Source organism: Halosimplex rubrum (assembly GCF_013415885.1).
Classification (GTDB): domain Archaea; phylum Halobacteriota; class Halobacteria; order Halobacteriales; family Haloarculaceae; genus Halosimplex; species Halosimplex rubrum.
In genome coordinates this window covers 2,660,378-2,677,315 of sequence record NZ_CP058910.1, presented here as the reverse complement: position 1 = coordinate 2,677,315, position 16,938 = coordinate 2,660,378, and the positions used below count along the sequence as shown (strand labels likewise).

Here is a 16,938-nt window from a genome sequence, read left to right as displayed (position 1 = left end):
CGACCGAAGTCGTCCCGCGACCGCTCCGATCCAATTCTGATATCGGGCCATATACACTTATTTCCGGGACGGCGAAACGACTCTCGTATCGATGGTGACGCCGCCGTTCACGCCCTTCGTCCTGCTCGCGGCGATCCTCGGGAGCGGCGTCGCCGCGTTCGTGTGGGTGTTCCGCGACACGCCGGGCGCAAAGCCGCTGTCGGCGTTCGTCGCCGGGGCGAGCCTGTTCGCGCTCGCCCAGGGGATGGCGCTGGCGTCGCCGGGGCTGGCCGGGAAGCTCCAGTGGTCGAGCGTCGCCGCGACGGTCTCGGTGGTCCTCCCGGCCGCCTGGCTGGCGACGGTCCTGGCGTACACGGAGAGCGACCGGTCGCTCGGCCGCCGACGGCTGGCGCTGTTGCTCGTCGAACCCCTCGCCTTCGCCGCGCTCGTCTGGACCAACGACGCCCACCACCTCGTCTGGGCCGACCGGTGGATCGAGACGACCGGCGCGGGCGCGTACCTGACCGAAGAGTTCGGCCTCGGGATGTGGGCCCACGTCGGCTACTCCTACCTGCTGATCGCGGCCGGCGGGCTCGAACTCGTCCGGCTGAACTTCCGGACGACGGACTTCTTCCGTAGCCAGGGGACGGCGCTGCTGGCCGCGATGTTCGTCGCCGCGTCGCTGTGGGCCAGCTCGCTGTTCGGCCTCGTGCCCCGGCAGTACGACCTAGGCGGCTTCGGGTTCGTCTTCGGCGGCCTCGTCATGACCGCCGCCCTGTTCCGCGGTCGCCTGCTGTCGATCACGCCGGCGACCCGACAGCTCGGTCGCGAGGCGGTCATCGGCGAGATGGACGACCGCATCGTCATCCTCGACGACGAGGACCGCGTCGTCGACGTGAACCCCGCCGCCGCCCGGCTCCTCGACGTCGACCCGCAGGCGGTCGTCGGGACCCCGATCGGGACCGCCGCGCCGCGTCTCGCGTCGGCGATCGAGTCGGGGTCGGCCGGCCAGGCCGACCTCGAACTCGGCGGGGCCGACGGGCGGCGCTACTACGACGTGCGCGTCTCGCGGCTCTACCGCAGTTACGGCGGGGTCGCCGGCCGCGTCGTCAGCTTCCGCGACGTGACCGACCGCCGCCAGCACGAACAGCGTCTCGACGTGCTCAACCGCGTCCTCCGGCACAACCTCCGCAACGAGTTGAACGTCGTCGCCGGCAACGCCGAGTTGCTCCGGCAGGACGTGGAGGGGTCCGACGACGTGCGCCGTCGGCTCGACCGCATCGAGGAGACCGTCGACGGCGTCGTCGCCCGCAGCGAGAAGATCGGCCACGTCTCCCGGATGGTCGACGAGGAGTGCGACCGCGAGTTCGCCGCCGCCGAGCGCGTCGACAGCCTCGCCGACAGCGTCGAGACCGAATACGACGGCGTGACCGTCACCGTCGACCTCCCCGACGGGTTGACCGTGGTCGGCGGCCCCTGTCTGGAGCGGGCCTTCGAGGAACTGCTGGAGAACGCCGCCGAGCACGCCGGCGAAACCCCGACCGTCGAAGTGCGAGCGGCCGAGTGTCCGGACGGTTTCGTCGAGATCCGCGTCGCCGACGACGGTCCGGGGATCGAAGACCAGGAGCGGACCGTGATCGAGGCGGGCCGCGAGACGGCGCTCGAACACGGCAGCGGCGTCGGCCTCTGGCTCGTCAACTGGGTCGTCCGCGAGTGCGGCGGCTCCGCCGAGTTCACCGACGGCGGCGACGGCTGCACCGTCGTCCTCAGGCTCCAGCGGGCCGACGCCGTCGACGGCGACGGTCTCGACGACTCGGGCGGCGAGTCCGCCGCGGCCGACGACCGCGACCGGACGGAACTCGAAGCCGACGATTGACGCCCGCCGACGGGGATGGCACTCCGCCGGGAGCGGCCGAATCCCGAACACGGAGCGTCCGGCTCGGCGACGGAGACTGACTACAGGAAAACGGGCGAGCCGGACCGCGTTACTCGAAGTCCCGGCGCATCGCGATCTCGAACCAGGGGCAGAGACGCAGTTGTCGGTACCACCGCGGGTGCTCGTACAGGTGCTCGTAGGGCACCCACATGTAGCCGCCGACCTCCTCGGGGTCGGGGTCGAGCGACGTGTCCAGCAGCGTCGCCTTCAGCACCGCGCAGACCTCGTGTTCGACGCCCTCGTCCATGTAGTAGCGCTTGTACTCGAAGCGGTCGGTCACCCGGAGGTTGTCGTACTGGTCGGGCGTGACGCCGAGTTCCTCTTCGAGTCGCTGGCGGGTCGCCTCGACCTGCGTCTGGCCCTTGATCGGATGGGAGGCGACGGTGCCGTCCCAGTAGGTGTCCCAGAGCCGTTTCTTCGGGCTGCGCTGGGCGAGCAGGATGCGGTCGTCCTCGTCGAACAGCAGCGAGGTGAACGCGCGGTGTCGGGTGCCGTCGCCGGTGTGGGCGTCGAGGCGGTTGATCAGCCCCTGTTCCTCGTCGTTCTCGTCGACGGCGATCACCGACTGCTCGGCGTTCTCGTGGTAGTCGTCGGCTCCGTCGGCCGACGGCCCACTGCCGTCTCCGGGAGCCCCCTCGTCGTCCGTACTCATGGGAGTCACGTGGTAGAGCGGGTTCAAACAGTCTTCGACTCGCCGTCGGTTGCGACCGCGGGCCGGAGACCAGCCGATCGCCCGACGCGTGACGGTGCGCTCACCCGACGCGCTCGTCGAGGATCAGTCTCGTCTTCGTACTCACGACCTCGTCCAGTTCGCGTGTCTGCGTGATGATCTCGTTGACGCGCTCGGTGTCTTGGGCGTCGACGACGAAGACGATGTCCTCCTCGCCGGAGACCTGCCAGACGAAGTCGACCTCGGTCCAGTCGGCGACGCGGTCGCTGATGTCGTGGGTGTCGACGCTCACGTCGACCCCGACCTCGATCATCGCCTTGACGTTCCCCGTCCGCGTCGCCACGGTGAAGCGCTCGATGACGCCGTCGTCGACCAGCGACTCCACGCGGTTGCGGACCGTCCCCTCGGAGGTCCCCACGTCGTCGGCGATCTCCGTGTACGGCGTTCGCGCGTCCCTGCGGAGGATGTTCAGGATCTCCCGGTCGAGGTCGTCCATCGAATATCTCCACCTTCCGCACCACCCCACTTGACCGTTACGAATTTCGTAACCTGGCTTCGAAAGCAAGGCTTATGCACGGAGGTGGTATACGCATCTCGTAATGACGGACGCCTACGTGGCACTGGAGGGCGGACGCGTCGTCGAGGCGCGCGCGCGCTCTCCGGGCACGACTCGCGGGGAACTGGTCTTCACGACAGCCTACACCGGATACGAGGAGAGTCTCACCGACCCCTCCTACGAGGAGCAGATCCTCACGTTCTCCTATCCGCTGATCGGCAACTACGGGGTTCGAGAGGAGCGCTTCGAGTCCGACCGGGTCCACCCGCGCGGCGTCGTCGCCCGCGACCTGACCGAGGACGTGGTGGAGTGGCTCGAGGAGGAGGGCGTCCCGGCCGTCGACAAGCTCGACACCCGCGACCTCGTGACGGAGATCCGCGACTCCGGCGCGATGAAGTGCGGCATCGCCGCGGGCGAGGACGTGACCGAGCAGGACGCGCTCGACGAGCTCGAGCAGTGCGAGCACATGAGCGACCACACGGAGATCGGCGACCAGGTCACCACGCCCGAGACCGTCGTCTACAACGAGGACGGCGACGGGCCCGACGTGGCGCTCATCGACTGCGGCGCGAAGGGCTCGATCGTCTCCTCGCTCGTCGAGCGCGACGCGACGGTCCACCTCATGCCCCACGACACCACCGAGGAGGAGGTCGCCGAGCTGGACCCCGACGTGCTCTTCGTCTCGAACGGCCCGGGCGACCCGGAGAACTTCGAGGAGGCCAACGAACTCGTCGACGACTTCGTCGGCGAGAAGCCCATCGCGGGCATCTGTCTCGGCCAGCAGGTCGTCGCCAACGCGCTGGGCGGCGAGACCGAGAAGATGGAGTTCGGCCACCGCGGCGTCAACCAGCCCGTCCGCGACCTGCGGACCGACCGCGTGGTCATGACCACCCAGAACCACGGCTACACCGTCGCCGACCCCGGCGACAACCTCGAAGTCACCCAGATCAACGTCAACGACGACACCCCCGAGGGTCTGGAGAACGACGAACTCGACATCATCACCCGCCAGTACCACCCTGAGGCCAACCCCGGCCCCAACGACTCGAAGAGCTTCTTCGACGACGTGCTGGCGATGGCCGACGAGGAGTCCGTCGCGACGACGAACTGACGGCGACGCCCGCCCGATCCGTCTGCGGCGTCACTCCCCGGACCGATCGATCGGTTTCCCGCGGTACTGGATCGCCGAGTCGGAGCGTCCGTCGTCGCTCTCGGCGCCGTCCGTCCGACCCGTTCCGTCCCCGGGGGCGTCGTCTTCCGCCGGCGGCTCGTCGGGGACACCGGGGTGGTTCTCGCGGCTTATCGGCTGGCCACGGTAGGTCAGCTGGTTGGCGCCGTCGTCGGCCTCGATCTCCTCGGGCGCCTCCGTCGTGCGCTCCTCGACGTACTCCGCGGCCGCCGCGAGCAGCGATTCGTTCGTCGACCGCTTGGCCCAGCAGTGGTACTGCTTGCGCGGCGTCCGGAGGACGAATCGATTCGCGAGCAGGCCCGTGTGGTACGAGGCGGCGACGACCGCGTCGTGTGGCACCTCGACCACGCTGTCTTCCTCGGCCCCGCCGACCAGACAGAGGGTGCGACGGTCCGTGACGACGATAACGGTTCCGCGGTCGCCGGCCGGCTTCGTCGTGTTGCGCTTGGTCCCCAGGCCGATACCGCGCTTCTCGTTCGTCAGGACGTAGGCCGGCGCCTCGGTCCCGTCGAGGCGCGCGACGGGGGGACGGTGCAGTCGTCCCTCGGGGAACGCCTCCTCGCGTCCCGCGAGGACGCCGACGGTCACGGACGCGTGGGGTGCCATCTCCGCCAGTGTCATCGCCCTGTCGAGTGGGGTCCCGTCGCTCATCGACTCCCTCCGGGCGGCGTCGCGCGCGTCTCGGCGCTCATCACCTGAACGTTGTCACCCAGTTCTTATCAGAATACGCCTACCATTCCTTGTGGACAGGGTACGTCCTAATACGTCTCGATCGGGTGGCGGAGGGCGCGCCGAGCCGGCGGGGAGGTCACCGCTCCCACTCGTAGAACCACCACGACGCGCCGAGCAGCAGGAGTCCCGCGCCGAGCACGGACGTGGCCGGCTCGGGGAAGACGAACAGCACGAATCCGACCAGGATCAGCAGGCTCGGCTCGATCTCGTTCCAGTACTCGGAGTAGCTGGGAAGGGCCATGTGTCCCCGTTGGAGGGCGACCGGGAAATACGTTGACCGGTCGCCGCGCGGGTTCGACCGCTCGCGGGCTACGGGACCGTGTCGCCGACCCGGACCAGCCTGACGTGTCCCCGCTGGTCGATCGTGACCCTGTACCCCGCGTAGGAGAAGGCAACCTCCATCTGCGCCTCGGGCGACGGCGGTCGCTTGAAGAGGTTCTCGACGCTGTGGTCGACCTCGCGATACAGCGACGGCAACTCCGTCGCGTCGACCCCTTCGAGTCGTGCGATCAGCTCGAGAAACTCGTTCTCGGCCGTCTCCGACCGCGGTTCGATCTGTGCTCGCACGATCCCCGGGAGCTCCTCTCCCGTCTCGTCAGCCTCGTCGAACGGCTCCTGTCCCATACACTGTGAAATGCGGAGCGCCCGGGACAAGTGTAGTTGCCACCTTTCGGTCGGCTACGCGCCGGTAGCCGTGCGGTTGCTACCCCGATAGCGCGGTCGGGTTGCGAGTTCGAGACCACTGGCACACCGCGACCGGCCGCCGCCGGGCGCGCCGCTCGCGGCCCGACGGCGCGCTGTCCGGTCGCCGACAGTGGCGGACGGGATGCCCGGAGAGAAGGAGGCGGCGTTCAGGCCGGCGACGGCGTCTGGATGCTGGAGATGTAGCCCGTCAGGTCCGTCGTCGAGATGATGCCGATGACGCCCTCCTCGCCGTCGACCACGGGGAGGTGGTGGATGCTGTGTTCGATCATCAGGTCGGCCGCGTCGACGACGGAGGTCTGGGCCGTCGTCGTCACCACGTCGGTCGTCATGTAGCGCTCGACGGTCGTCTGGGCCTTCGGCTTGGACTTGGCGACGATGTCGACGAAGTCCGTCGTCGTGAGGATGCCCAGCAGCCGGTTGTCCTCGTCGACGACGACCAGCGACCCGACCCCGTTGTCCCGCATCTGCTCGGCGGCGTCCTCGACGAGCGTGTCGGGGCCGACCGTCTCCAAGTCCGAACTCATCAACCGCGCGACGAAGATGTCTTCCATAGACACTACTACACGTATCGGGCGTATAAACACCGGCGGTCCCGGCAGAGCGGTCAAGCGAAAACGCTTCGCATCGTCACGGTTCGTCCGTCGAGCGATCCGAACCGCAACTCCCAGGCGACCCCTCCCGAAAGGAGTCTCATGGCGTGGTATCTCCTCTTCGTCGCCGGCCTGTTCGAGATCGCGTGGGCCATCGGGCTGGAGTACTCCGACGGGCTCACCCGCCCGGTCCCGACCGCCGCGACCGGCGTCGCGATGCTGATCAGCGTCGTCCTGCTGGCGAAGGCCGTCGAGCAACTGCCGGTCGGCACCGCCTACGCCGTCTGGACCGGCATCGGCGCCGTCGGCACCGCGGCGCTGGGGATCGCCCTCTTCGACGAGCCGCTCTCCGCCGCTCGCGTCGCGTTCGTCGGCCTCATCGTGGTCGGCATCGTCGGCCTGAACCTCACCGCAAGCGGCGCGTCGTGAGTCGCGGCCGTCGGAACGAGCGAGTCAGGTCTGGCGGTACAGCAGCGTCGCGGTCCCGGCCAGCAGGAGGAGGATCCCCCACAGCAGGTCGCCGCCGGGAAGGACGCCGAGCAGCAGCGTGACGATGCCCGAGGTGATCAGGGACCAGCCGAGGGTGGTGCGGTAGGCCATGCGATCCGTTGGTGGTCCGAACTGAAAGGTATCCGGTCACCCGAGCAGGCCGAAGCTCGCGGCGAGGTGCAAGCCGAGCAGCGCACCGACCCCGCCCCCCACACGAGGTTGAAGACGAGCAGGGCGCCGACGGTGCGGCCTTCGACGTCGACGCCGAGCGGGCCGTGCAACAGCGCCAGCGCGTCGACGAAGAGGACCACGCCGAGGGCCGTGCCGTTGAAGACGCCGGTCGAGACGACCGACGGAACGGCGCTCGTTACGAACGGCCCTCCGCGTCGCTCCCGGCGGCCCAGCGGTCGCTTTCGGCGGACACGGGAACACGGAGAAGCGGACGTCGCAAGAAACTTGCTGCCGGAGCGAAGTGGCCGCCGTCCGGCCGGGCCGACGCCGTCGCCGTCCGGGCGCCGACTCAGTTCTCTTTGGGCTGGCCCCAGTACTCGTCGCGCTTGACGCGGTCGCCGACGGGCTGGACGTCCAGCGGCTCGTCGGCGGCCTCGATGGCCTCCAGCGCCGCGCGGGCCGAGGCGAGCGTCGAGAAGTAGGTGATCTCCTCCTCGACGGCCGACTGCAGGGGCTTGCGCTGGCGCGAGACGATGATGTCGACCTCACCGTTCTCGATGGCCTCGACGAACTCGTCCTCGCTGTCGAAGGTGACGAGGTCGAAGTGCTCCGCGTAGCCGTCGATCAGTTCCTCGCCGGCCTCGGTCTCGCGACCGGGGAACTCGCTCTCGGAGAGGTCGACGACGGCGGTGCCTTCGAGCGGGATGGCCTTGCCGACGGACATCTGTGCCTTCTGGTAGGCCTTGCCGAAGCTGTCGGCGGTGCCCATGACCTCACCGGTCGATTTCATCTCCGGGCCGAGGCGCGGGTCCGAGCCCGGCAGGCGGTCGAACGGCAGGACGACCTCCTTCACGGAGACCTGCTCGGGCACCTGCTCGGTCACGTCGAGGCTCTCGAGTGTCTCGCCGGCCATGACCTTCGCCGCGATCTTGGCGATCGGGACGCCGGTCGCCTTCGAGACGTAGGGCACGGTGCGCGAGGAACGGGGGTTCGCTTCGAGGACGTACACCTCGCCGTCCTTGACGGCCAGCTGGACGTTCATCAGCCCGACCGTGTCGAGCGCGCGGGCGATGTCCTCGGTGACCTGACGGACCTTGCGGTTCACGTCGCGGCCGAGCGAGCGCGGCGGGATCATGCAGGCGGAGTCCCCGGAGTGGACGCCGGCGGACTCGACGTGCTCCATGATGCCGCCGATGAGCACGTCCTCGCCGTCGGAGACGGCGTCGACGTCCAGTTCGACGGCGCCCTCGAGGAACTCGTCCACGAGGATCGGCTTGTCCGGGCTGACGCGGACGGCCTCCTCGATGTACTCCTTGAGGTCCTCGTCGCTGTAGACGATGTCCATCGCGCGGCCGCCCAGAACGTAGGACGGACGCACGAGGACGGGATAGCCGATGTCGTGGGCGAGGTCGAGCGCTTCCTGTTCGCTCGTCGCGGAGCCGCCCTGGGGCTGGGCGATGTCGAGGTCGTCCATCAGGCGGTTGAAGCGGTCGCGGTCCTCCGCGAGGTCCATGGCGTCGACGGCGGTGCCCATGATATCGCAGTCGAGGCCGCGGCGGTCGATCTCCGCTTCGAGCGGGTGGCCGATGTCGACGGAGGTCTGGCCGCCGAACTGGACCATCACGCCGTCGGCGCCGGTCTCCTCGACCACGTCGGCGACCTCCTCGGCCGTGATGGGCTCGAAGAAGAGGCCGTCGGAGGTGTCGTAGTCCGTCGAGACCGTCTCGGGGTTGTTGTTGACGACGGTGGCGTCGATGCCCAGTTCCTCCAGCGCGCGGACCGCGTGGACCGAGCAGTAGTCGAACTCGACGCCCTGCCCGATACGGATCGGGCCGCCGCCGACGACCACGACGCTCTCGGCGTCGCGGTCGACCTGGACCTCGTTGCGGCCCAGCCCCGAGATGGGGTCCCGCGAGGAGTAGTAGTACGGCGTCGTCGCCGCGAACTCGCCGGCGCAGGTGTCGACGAGCTTGAAGTCGCGGTCCGTGGTGTGGCTCTCGACCTCGTCGACGGTCACGTCGGGACCGGGCGAACTCGCTGCCTCGGCGGACTCGGTGTCGGCTCCGCCGTCGGCCATCGCCGTGTCGTCGTCGGGGGCGTCCGGGCCCTCGACGACCGGGAGCCAGGAGACGTGCGTGTCGTTGAACTCACCGCCGGCGAGGGCGGTGATCTCCTGGTCGGTGAAGCCCACGTCCGCGGCGGCCTGGTAGTCGCCCTCGGCGGCCGCCTCGGCCGCGTCGGCGATGCGCTGGAAGCGTTCGAGGTACCACTCGCGGATCTCCGTGATCTCGTTGATCTCCTCGACGGTGTATCCCCGCGAGAACGCCTCGAAGATGGCGTAGGGACGGTCCGGCGAGGGGCGTTCGAGGTAGTACTCCTCCAGCTCGTCGTTGAACACCGTCGAGAAGTCGACGGCCGGGTCGTACTCCGAGGAGCGCAGCGCTTTCAAGAGGGATTCCTCGAAGGTGCGGCCGATCGACATCGCTTCCCCGGTCGATTTCATCGCCGGGCCGAGCTCGAACTCCACGTCGGTGAACTTGTCTTTGGGCCACCGGGGCACCTTCGTGACCACGTAGTCGATGGCCGGCTCGAAGGCGGCGGTGGTCTGGCCGGTGATCTCGTTTTCGATCTCGTGGAGTCGCTTGCCGAGCGCGACCTTCGCGGTGACGCGAGCGATGGGGTAGCCCGTCGCCTTCGAGGCCAGCGCGGACGAACGGGAGACGCGCGGGTTCACCTCGACGACGCGGTACTCGCCGCCGGGCGTGCCGTCGTCGCGCCACGCGAACTGGATGTTACACCCGCCTTGAATGCCGAGTTCGCGGATGACGTCGAGGGCAGTGTCGCGCATGACCTGGTGGCCCTCGTCGGGGATGACCTGGCTGGGCGTGACGACCGTGGACTCGCCCGTGTGGATGCCCATCGGGTCGAGGTTCTCCATGTTGCAGATGATGATACACGAGTCGTCGGCGTCGCGCATCACCTCGTACTCCAGCTCGATCCAGCCGTCGATGGACTCGGTGATCATCACGCGGTCGTCGCGCGAGAGGCGCAGGCCCTTGTGGACGGCTTTCTTGAGTTCGTCCATGTCGTCGATGACGCCCGACCCGGCCCCGCCGAGGGTGTAGGTCGTGCGCATGATGACCGGGAGGCCGCCGACGGCCTCGACGGCCTCTTCGACCTCGTCCATGGCCTCGATGGTGATCGACTCGGGGACCGGCTCGTCGATGGACTCCATGCGCTGGCGGAACTGGTCGCGGTCCTCGGTGGCGTAGATGGTGTCCAGCGGCGTGCCCATGACCTCGACGTCGTGCTCCTCGAGGACGCCCTCCTCGGCGAGTTCGGCGGTGACGTTCAGGCCCGTCTGTCCCCCCAGGCCGGCGATGACTCCGTCGGGGTTCTCCTTCCGGATGATCTCCGAGATGGCCTCCGTGTTGATGGGCTCGATGTAGACGGCGTCGGCCATCTCCGGGTCGGTCATGATCGTCGCCGGGTTCGAGTTGACGAGCACGACGCGGGCGCCCTCCTCCTGGAGCGCGCGACACGCCTGCGCGCCCGAGTAGTCGAACTCGGCCGCCTGTCCGATCTTGATCGGCCCGCTCCCGATCAGCAGAATGGTACGGTCCTCGTCCTGTGTCATTACTCGGGGGGAGTCCGTTCGTCGTAATAAACCCGGCGAAAGAATGCGGAAATCGAAACGCAGTTTCGAAAATCGTATCCGTCCGTCCGCGTCGCGCTTCGCCGGCGGATCGCGGCGAACGCGCCGGAACGGACGGGCCGAACCGGCCGGACGCCGCCGCATCGACGACGGCCGGGCGTCTATCGGAGTCACGACGAGGGGACGTAAATGGACGGCGATACGGCGGCGGCTGGCGGCGGCGCAGCCGCCGCCCCAGACGGTACGGCCTCAGTTGCTACGGTCGGTGAACTCGTAGCGGTAAGGCTGGTCGCGGATGACCTCGACCTCCCCGGACTGGGCGTGACGCCCGAGGACGGTCGCCACGCGGTGGGCGCTGTCGAACTCCTCGCCGTGGTCGTCGAGGAGGTCCAGGATCTCCCTGGCCGTCAGCGGCTCCTCCGCGTCGGCCTCCTCCAGCACCGAGCGGATGCGTTCGAAGTCGCGCTGCCGTACGCGCATACACAACGGTATACCCTCCACCACCATTAAACGGCGTCAGACAGCCGTCAGACGGCCGATCTCCGGTAATCGCAGGACGGCGACCCGCCGGATACGTCGTCGACTGTCATACGCACCCCGCTACTACGTACAACCAAACGGAAACATCCCCGACGGTGTTCGATATCGTCGGACGGCCGTTCGCTCGGCGGATGGTCGGGATCCGGACGACGGCGACCCCGCGGCCGACGCGGGGCGCGCTCAGACCGCGGAGTCGTGTTCGGTCTCGAACTCGCGTTCGTCGCGGTACTGGTCGACGAACTCGCTCACGTCGAACTCGTGGAGCCACTCCTCGAACTGCGCGGTGGCCGCCTCGTCGTCGGCGTGGCTGACGGCGTGGTCCATCAACTCGACGACGAGTTCGACGACGACCTCGTGGAGCCGACGGGCGTCGAAGTCCGTCAGCCACAGCAATGAGTAGCCGACCTCGCCCTGTTCGGAGAGGTCCTCGCTGACCACGGCCTCGGGGAACTCCTCCATCACGATACCCATGACGTGAGCGGTCGTGAACTCGGGGAACTCGTCGGCGGTCTCGATGCTCTCGGTCAGCACTTCCACGAGGAACTCGGGGACGAAGCGGCCGAGCGGATGCACGTCCATCACGACCGCGTGCGCGTCGCCGCAGGCGCAGTCGTACTCCCGCAGACCCATGTCGAGGTCGTGGACGGCGACGGTCTCCCCGCAGGGCAACTCGACGTCTGCCCCCTGGCTCCCGGGGACGCGCGGTTCTGCCATTACCCGTTCTACCGCCGTCAGCCGGTTAAAAGGCGCGGTACCGGGCGAGCGAGCGCCGCGAAACGGTCAGGGCCAGTCGTCGCGCTCGTCGTCGCCGGCGTCTTCCGCGGGCGTCTCGGGCTCGCCCAGTTCCCACTCGGCGGCCGCCGCCGCGTCGGTGACGGCCAGGTACTCCCAGCCGACCTCCTCGGCCAGCTCGGCGTCCTCGTCGTCGGCCCCGACGAAGACGTGTCGTTCGGTCCCGAACTGCTGGGCGACGTTTTCGAGGCTCTCCGCCCGACTGCGCGGTCCGGAGAAGAAGTCCTGGCGGATGCGGTGTTTGCGCGTGAAGTTCGTCACCACGTAGGTCGGCTGCTCGGAGACGACGCCGACGTACTCGCTCCACTTGCGCGCGTCCTGGAACACCCGGTCGGGGTACGCCAGGGCCTTCAGCGCGTCCAGGTCGAAGGCGAGGGTCATGTCGCTGCTGCCGCCGCTGTCCATACTCGATAGGGGTACTGGCCCGGGGAAAACGGCTTCGATCAGGCCCCGAGCGCGTCGCTCTGGCCCGCCGGCGTCGACGCGGTGTCGCCGCCGACGCCGCCGACCGCCTGCAGGTACGCGCTCGTCAGCATCGAGATCCCGAACACGACCACGACCGTCCCGGCGACCCGACCGGCCGCCCCGCTCAGGTCGCCGAGCGGGACCGTCCCGACGACGAAGGTCACGACCGCCCACGTCAGCCAGAAGACGACGCCGAGGACGACCATCGGGACGGCGTTCTCCACGACCAGCGCGTAGCTCTCAGAGATCGCCTCGAAGATCCCGTCGCCCGCCAGGACGATCCGCTGGCGGACGAAGAAAAACAGCACCGTCAGCGCGATGCCCGGGACGAGGAACAGCAGCGTCCCGAGGACGATCAGCACCAGCGCGATGGCGTTCGCGACCAGCGACTTCACGTACGCCCCGACCAGCCCCGACGTGATCTCCGAGACGGGGACGCTGTTGGGGTCCCGCGCCGCGAGCGCACGCACGCCGACGACGTGCAACAGCTCCGCGACGAACGGCAGCGCCGCCAGCATCGCCACCGCGACCGGGAAGGACACGTCCATCCCGTTTTGCCTGACGAGGTCCAGCAGCGGCAGCAGGTCCGCGTACCCCCGCTCGATCAGTTCCATCTCCACGTCCCGAAGCGTGTAGCCGCCCGCCTCCCGCAGCGCGAACTCCGCCCCCCGGGCGAAGAACGTCCGGTACACCGTCGGATTCGTCAGCCTGAACGCCAGGAACAGGGCCAGCACGAACAGCCCCGGTACCGTCACCAGCCGCTCGACCGCGTCCTCCAGCGTGTCACCCACCGATACTGTCATGGGGCGGAGTGGTAGGCTCTCTTACTTAAACTATTCCATGTCAGCCAGCGAGATAGTCGGCGGGTCTGGCCGAGCTGAGTCGAAAGAAGCGGATCCGCGGAGCGCTCGCGACGATCGCCGGTCAGGGGCGCCGGTCAGGGGCGCCGGACGGCGTTACTCGGGCTTGGGAGTGGCTTCTTCGAGCTTGTCCATGTCCACGTCCTCTTCGAGCAGGAGGTCCTTGTGCTGGGCGACCTCGCGCTCCTCGCGCATGAGCCGCTTGAACTTGGACTGCTGGGACAGGTCACCGATGAGGACGCCGCCGACGATCTTGCCGTCGTTGAACGCGAGGCGGCGCCACTCGGTGTCGCTGTACTTGCGGGCGGCGTCGTCGTCGCCGATGGTCGGGTGGCCAAAGGAGAGGAACGGGAAGTCGAAGTGGGTGATCGAGTACGAGGAGACCCAGCGGAACTCCTCGGGGTCGTCGGTCTCGCCGCCGGCCTCGAGGTCCTCGACCATGTTCTGGCCGGCGATCGAACCCTGTTCCTTCGCCGAGCCCCACGAGCCGTTCTGGCCCATCTCGCCGAGGATGGTGTCGTAGAACCAGGTCAGGTCGCCCGCGGCGTACACGTCGTCGACGTTCGTGCGCATGTACTCGTCAGTGACGACGCCGTCGTCGTTGGTCTCGACGGACGTGTCCTGGAGGAACTCGGTGTTGAAGCTCAGGCCGATGGCGACGCCGGCCCAGTCGCCCTCGAAGCGCTCGCCGTTGGGGTCGACGGCCGCCTCGACCCGCCCGTCGTCGTCGGTCTCGAACTCGGAGACGCCCGAATCGAAGACGGGAGTGACGCCGCGCTCGCGCATGGCGTCGTGGAGGATCTCCGCGCCCTCCTCGTTCAGCGCGTAGCGCCACCAGCACTCGCCGCGCATCAGGTAGTTGGCCTCGAGGTCCTGGGCGCCGCAGATGGCCGCCAGGTCGATGCCCAGCAGGCCGGCACCGACGATGATGCCCCGGTCGGCCGCCTCGACGTTCTCCTTGATCGAGCGGGCGTCCTGAAACGTCCAGAAGTGGTCGATCCCGTCGGCGTCGGCGTTGTCGATGCCGAACGAGGCGAGGCTGGCCGGCGTCCCACCCGTCGCCACGAGCAGCTTGTCGTACTCGTAGACGGTTCCCTCGTGGGTGTGGATCTCGTTGGCCTCCGTGTCGATCGTCGTGACGTGGGTGTTGAGCTGGAGGTCGATGTCCCGCTCGTCGTACCACTCGGGCTCGTGGATCGAGATGGGCGCCTCGGGCAGTTTGCCCTTGGCGAACTCCTTGATCAGGATCCGGTTGTACAGTGCCTCGCCCTCGTCGGTGATGACGGTGATATCGGCGTCGGGGTCCTCCTCGCGAATCGTCTCCGCTGCCGAACTCCCCGCGATGCCATCACCGATGATGACGTGGGATGCGCTCATGGCCAGGGTGTTCGCAAGCGTGGTTAATACGGATTGCTATCTCTCTATGCGGATGATTGGCAAACACATTCCCTCGAACGAAATAGTTGATCGTTCCGTCGTGTCGAACGTTCGCGGGAACCGAAACCGGTAGCGGATCGCCGATCCGGTCGGCGTTCGGGCGCGCCGTCGGTCGGTGCGCACCCGAGACGTTGAATACGGTCGCGTCCGAACCCCCGTACAACGATGAAGATCCGCCAGAACGTCCGTCACTTCGCCGCCAAGCAGGCGCTGACGCTCCCGGTCGTCGGGGAGAAGGTCAACGACCGGCTGGTCGGGATGCACACGGACATCTTCGCCGAGAAGGCCGAGCCCGACCGCCGGGAGGAACGCCGCGCCCACCTCGACGACTTCTTCGACGCGACGATGGACACCTACGTCGCCGCGCTCGAGGACGGCTACACCGAGGCCGAGGCCCGCGAGATCACCCACGTCCAGGCCAACTTCGACTTCTACAACCACGGCTGGACCGAGATGATGGAGTTCCCGAGCGACGAGCTCGACGACCACTACGACCGCTACAGCGACTTCTTCGAGCGCTACGACATCGCCATCGACGACCCCCTCGGTGCGTTCGCTCCCGCCGATGGCGTCGCGGAGGCCCCCTCGACGCCCGAGAAACTCGACGACCCCGAACACCCCTACGCCGAGGGCGGGTTCGCCGACGACGTGTACGTCGAGACCGCCGACGGCGAGTTGGTGGTCGGCGGCGGGGAGGAACCCGAGGACGTGTCCGTCGAGGAGGCGCCCGGCGTCGACGCCGAAGACACCGAGGCGTGACGACCCGAGCGGTCCCGTCGTCCCGTCCTACCGGTCGCCCGTGATCAGGTCCGCGCAGGCGTAGCCCGCCTCGATACCGCCGTCGAGCGAGCGCTCGGGGTACTGCGCCTTCGAGGCCATCCCCGCGTAGTAGATCCCTTCCGCTACCTCCTCGCTCAGGTCGTAGGGGACGACCATGTCGAGATAGCCCCGCTCGTAGATGGGCGCCGTCCGGGGGTTGCGCGCCGTCTGCACCCAGTTGACGCTGGCGGGGTCGAAGCCCGGGAACATGTCCTCGATCCCGTCGGCCCAGTACTCCTCGACCTCCGCGTCGGACATCTCCCAGAGGTCCTCCTCGGGACTCTGGATGTAACTGGCCGTGTAGTAGAGGTGTTCGCCGCCGTACCGTTCCGGCGGCACGAAGTTCGTGTGCTCGATGAACACGCCAAAGGGCGCCTCGTCCTTGATGTTCAGCCAGTAGGTGTCCGACAGCGACTGGTCCGTGCTCCAGACCGAGCAGACCGTGCCCTGGAAGTCGATCTCGCAGGGGTAGCCCGTCAGGTCTTCGAGGACGTTCGGCATCGCCGCGACGACGACGGCGTCCACGTCGTGCGTCTCGGTCTCCTCGTCGCGCTCGACGGTGATCGACTCGACCGACGGGCCGCCGCCGCCGGCCGCCGCGGCGTCGGCCACCGCAGAACCGCCGTCAGCCGCCGCGCCGGTGCCCGTCCCGATCCCGGTCACGCGCGCGCCGGTCGTGACGTTCTCCGTGCCGACGGCCTCGTAGAGTTCGTCGAGCAGGACGCCGAACCCGCCCTCCAGATACCCCAGTTGCTCGCCGCGGATCACGTCCCGCTCCCCGCGGAACTTCACGCGACCGAGCAGCCACGCCGCCGACACGTCCTCCTTGCGCGAGCCGAACTTGGCGTCCAGCAGCGGCTCCCAAAAGGACTCGTAGACGTGACGGGTGGTGTGGTCGAGCAGGAACTCCTTGATGGGCACGTCCTCGAAGTCGGTGATGTCGTCGTAGGTGTCGAACCTGGGGATCCCGCCGCGCACGTCGATCTCCTTGACGAGCATCGCGAGGCGGAACTTGTCGTAGATGGAGAGGTGGGGGTAGGCGAGGATCTCCCAGGCCTTCTCCATGGGGTGGACGACCCCGTCGACGTAGTACGAATCGGTCTTGTAGCGCCACTCCAGGTCCCCGCCGAGGCCCAGCTCCTCGATCAGCTCGACGATGGTCCCCTCGGACGCCGAGAGGTGGTGGTAGAACTTCTCGATGGGGTCGCCCGCGGTCTCGTAGACGGCGGCCAGCCCGCCCACGTCGTCGCTCGCCTCGAACACCTGGACCTCGCGACCGCGTTGCTGGAGGCGATACGCGGCCGCGAGGCCGGCGACGCCGCCGCCGACGACTCCGATCATACGTCCCGTTCC

At 68.3% G+C, this 16,938-nt stretch carries 18 protein-coding genes; 4 read left to right on the top strand and 14 right to left on the bottom strand.

Annotation, left to right across the window (positions count from 1 at the left end):
* The first annotated feature begins 91 nt into the window (after window positions 1–91).
* Entirely contained in the window at window positions 92–1,855 is a 1,764-nt protein-coding gene (locus tag HZS55_RS13350) for a histidine kinase N-terminal 7TM domain-containing protein (RefSeq protein WP_179908155.1), read from the top strand.
* A gap of 109 nt (window positions 1,856–1,964) precedes the next feature.
* Here the strand turns inward: HZS55_RS13350 and HZS55_RS13345 are convergent, their stop codons facing one another.
* Window positions 1,965–2,567 (bottom strand): NUDIX hydrolase, encoded by a 603-nt coding sequence (locus HZS55_RS13345; protein WP_179908154.1) that lies wholly within the window; start codon window positions 2,565–2,567, stop codon window positions 1,965–1,967.
* 100 nt (window positions 2,568–2,667) lie between these two features.
* Entirely contained in the window at window positions 2,668–3,081 is a 414-nt protein-coding gene (locus HZS55_RS13340) for an Lrp/AsnC family transcriptional regulator (RefSeq protein WP_179908153.1), read from the bottom strand.
* A 103-nt stretch (window positions 3,082–3,184) separates the two neighbouring features.
* On the opposite strand from HZS55_RS13340, the gene carA reads away from it, so the two are divergent.
* Window positions 3,185–4,252: a glutamine-hydrolyzing carbamoyl-phosphate synthase small subunit gene (gene carA / locus HZS55_RS13335; protein WP_179908152.1), complete on the top strand. Its 1,068-nt coding sequence runs from the start codon at window positions 3,185–3,187 to the stop codon at window positions 4,250–4,252.
* A gap of 30 nt (window positions 4,253–4,282) precedes the next feature.
* Here carA and HZS55_RS13330 read toward each other — a convergent pair whose 3' ends face one another.
* The 4 genes from HZS55_RS13330 to HZS55_RS13315 all read right to left on the bottom strand — a co-directional run bounded on the left by HZS55_RS13330 (window position 4,283) and on the right by HZS55_RS13315 (window position 6,318).
* Entirely contained in the window at window positions 4,283–4,981 is a 699-nt protein-coding gene (locus tag HZS55_RS13330) for a PH domain-containing protein (RefSeq protein WP_246308254.1), read from the bottom strand.
* A gap of 157 nt (window positions 4,982–5,138) precedes the next feature.
* The gene (locus HZS55_RS13325; protein WP_179908151.1) at window positions 5,139–5,303 is read right to left on the bottom strand and encodes a hypothetical protein; all 165 of its coding nucleotides are present in this window, start codon (window positions 5,301–5,303) and stop codon (window positions 5,139–5,141) included.
* A gap of 68 nt (window positions 5,304–5,371) precedes the next feature.
* Window positions 5,372–5,686 (bottom strand): HalOD1 output domain-containing protein, encoded by a 315-nt coding sequence (locus HZS55_RS13320; RefSeq protein WP_179908150.1) that lies wholly within the window; start codon window positions 5,684–5,686, stop codon window positions 5,372–5,374.
* A 227-nt stretch (window positions 5,687–5,913) separates the two neighbouring features.
* Entirely contained in the window at window positions 5,914–6,318 is a 405-nt protein-coding gene (locus tag HZS55_RS13315; protein ID WP_179908149.1) for a CBS domain-containing protein, read from the bottom strand.
* Between the two features lie 141 nt (window positions 6,319–6,459).
* Between HZS55_RS13315 and HZS55_RS13310 the strand changes: the two genes are divergently transcribed.
* Window positions 6,460–6,786, top strand: coding sequence for a DMT family transporter (locus tag HZS55_RS13310; protein WP_179908148.1), 327 nt, complete (start codon window positions 6,460–6,462; stop codon window positions 6,784–6,786).
* Between the two features lie 24 nt (window positions 6,787–6,810).
* On the opposite strand, the gene HZS55_RS13305 is transcribed toward HZS55_RS13310, so the two are convergent.
* The 7 genes from HZS55_RS13305 to HZS55_RS13275 form a co-directional block, all read right to left on the bottom strand.
* On the bottom strand, window positions 6,811–6,957 hold the full coding sequence (locus HZS55_RS13305; protein WP_179908147.1) for a hypothetical protein: 147 nt from the start codon (window positions 6,955–6,957) through the stop codon (window positions 6,811–6,813).
* A 409-nt stretch (window positions 6,958–7,366) separates the two neighbouring features.
* Window positions 7,367–10,654, bottom strand: coding sequence for a carbamoyl-phosphate synthase large subunit (gene carB / locus HZS55_RS13300; RefSeq protein ID WP_179908146.1), 3,288 nt, complete (start codon window positions 10,652–10,654; stop codon window positions 7,367–7,369).
* Window positions 10,655–10,921: 267 nt separating this feature from the next.
* Entirely contained in the window at window positions 10,922–11,152 is a 231-nt protein-coding gene (locus HZS55_RS13295) for a hypothetical protein (protein WP_179908145.1), read from the bottom strand.
* A gap of 240 nt (window positions 11,153–11,392) precedes the next feature.
* On the bottom strand, window positions 11,393–11,926 hold the full coding sequence (locus tag HZS55_RS13290) for a DUF5815 family protein (protein WP_179908144.1): 534 nt from the start codon (window positions 11,924–11,926) through the stop codon (window positions 11,393–11,395).
* Window positions 11,927–11,992: 66 nt separating this feature from the next.
* On the bottom strand, window positions 11,993–12,409 hold the full coding sequence (locus HZS55_RS13285) for a DUF7124 domain-containing protein (protein ID WP_179908143.1): 417 nt from the start codon (window positions 12,407–12,409) through the stop codon (window positions 11,993–11,995).
* A gap of 38 nt (window positions 12,410–12,447) precedes the next feature.
* Window positions 12,448–13,272: a hypothetical protein gene (locus HZS55_RS13280; protein ID WP_179908142.1), complete on the bottom strand. Its 825-nt coding sequence runs from the start codon at window positions 13,270–13,272 to the stop codon at window positions 12,448–12,450.
* A gap of 153 nt (window positions 13,273–13,425) precedes the next feature.
* Window positions 13,426–14,706: an NAD(P)/FAD-dependent oxidoreductase gene (locus tag HZS55_RS13275; RefSeq protein ID WP_179908141.1), complete on the bottom strand. Its 1,281-nt coding sequence runs from the start codon at window positions 14,704–14,706 to the stop codon at window positions 13,426–13,428.
* Window positions 14,707–14,931: 225 nt separating this feature from the next.
* Here HZS55_RS13275 and HZS55_RS13270 point away from each other — a divergent pair, with 225 nt between their 5' ends.
* A complete protein-coding gene (locus HZS55_RS13270; protein WP_179908140.1) occupies window positions 14,932–15,525 on the top strand; it encodes a DUF6149 family protein in 594 nt (197 codons plus the stop codon).
* 27 nt (window positions 15,526–15,552) lie between these two features.
* On the opposite strand, the gene HZS55_RS13265 is transcribed toward HZS55_RS13270, so the two are convergent.
* Window positions 15,553–16,926: an NAD(P)/FAD-dependent oxidoreductase gene (locus HZS55_RS13265; RefSeq protein ID WP_179908139.1), complete on the bottom strand. Its 1,374-nt coding sequence runs from the start codon at window positions 16,924–16,926 to the stop codon at window positions 15,553–15,555.
* Window positions 16,927–16,938: the final 12 nt, after the last annotated feature.

Excerpts from the sequence above, each read along its gene's own strand:
- HZS55_RS13350 (WP_179908155.1), top strand. The coding sequence starts at position 92 with ATGGTGACGCCGCCGTTCACGCCCTTCGTCCTGCTCGCGGCGATCCTC.
- HZS55_RS13345 (WP_179908154.1), bottom strand. The coding sequence starts at position 2,567 with ATGAGTACGGACGACGAGGGGGCTCCCGGAGACGGCAGTGGGCCGTCG.
- HZS55_RS13340 (WP_179908153.1), bottom strand. The coding sequence starts at position 3,081 with ATGGACGACCTCGACCGGGAGATCCTGAACATCCTCCGCAGGGACGCG.
- carA (WP_179908152.1), top strand. The coding sequence starts at position 3,185 with ATGACGGACGCCTACGTGGCACTGGAGGGCGGACGCGTCGTCGAGGCG.
- HZS55_RS13330 (WP_246308254.1), bottom strand. The coding sequence starts at position 4,981 with ATGAGCGACGGGACCCCACTCGACAGGGCGATGACACTGGCGGAGATG.
- HZS55_RS13325 (WP_179908151.1), bottom strand. The coding sequence starts at position 5,303 with ATGGCCCTTCCCAGCTACTCCGAGTACTGGAACGAGATCGAGCCGAGC.
- HZS55_RS13320 (WP_179908150.1), bottom strand. The coding sequence starts at position 5,686 with ATGGGACAGGAGCCGTTCGACGAGGCTGACGAGACGGGAGAGGAGCTC.
- HZS55_RS13315 (WP_179908149.1), bottom strand. The coding sequence starts at position 6,318 with ATGGAAGACATCTTCGTCGCGCGGTTGATGAGTTCGGACTTGGAGACG.
- HZS55_RS13310 (WP_179908148.1), top strand. The coding sequence starts at position 6,460 with ATGGCGTGGTATCTCCTCTTCGTCGCCGGCCTGTTCGAGATCGCGTGG.
- HZS55_RS13305 (WP_179908147.1), bottom strand. The coding sequence starts at position 6,957 with ATGGCCTACCGCACCACCCTCGGCTGGTCCCTGATCACCTCGGGCATC.
- carB (WP_179908146.1), bottom strand. The coding sequence starts at position 10,654 with ATGACACAGGACGAGGACCGTACCATTCTGCTGATCGGGAGCGGGCCG.
- HZS55_RS13295 (WP_179908145.1), bottom strand. The coding sequence starts at position 11,152 with ATGCGCGTACGGCAGCGCGACTTCGAACGCATCCGCTCGGTGCTGGAG.
- HZS55_RS13290 (WP_179908144.1), bottom strand. The coding sequence starts at position 11,926 with ATGGCAGAACCGCGCGTCCCCGGGAGCCAGGGGGCAGACGTCGAGTTG.
- HZS55_RS13285 (WP_179908143.1), bottom strand. The coding sequence starts at position 12,409 with ATGGACAGCGGCGGCAGCAGCGACATGACCCTCGCCTTCGACCTGGAC.
- HZS55_RS13280 (WP_179908142.1), bottom strand. The coding sequence starts at position 13,272 with ATGACAGTATCGGTGGGTGACACGCTGGAGGACGCGGTCGAGCGGCTG.
- HZS55_RS13275 (WP_179908141.1), bottom strand. The coding sequence starts at position 14,706 with ATGAGCGCATCCCACGTCATCATCGGTGATGGCATCGCGGGGAGTTCG.
- HZS55_RS13270 (WP_179908140.1), top strand. The coding sequence starts at position 14,932 with ATGAAGATCCGCCAGAACGTCCGTCACTTCGCCGCCAAGCAGGCGCTG.
- HZS55_RS13265 (WP_179908139.1), bottom strand. The coding sequence starts at position 16,926 with ATGATCGGAGTCGTCGGCGGCGGCGTCGCCGGCCTCGCGGCCGCGTAT.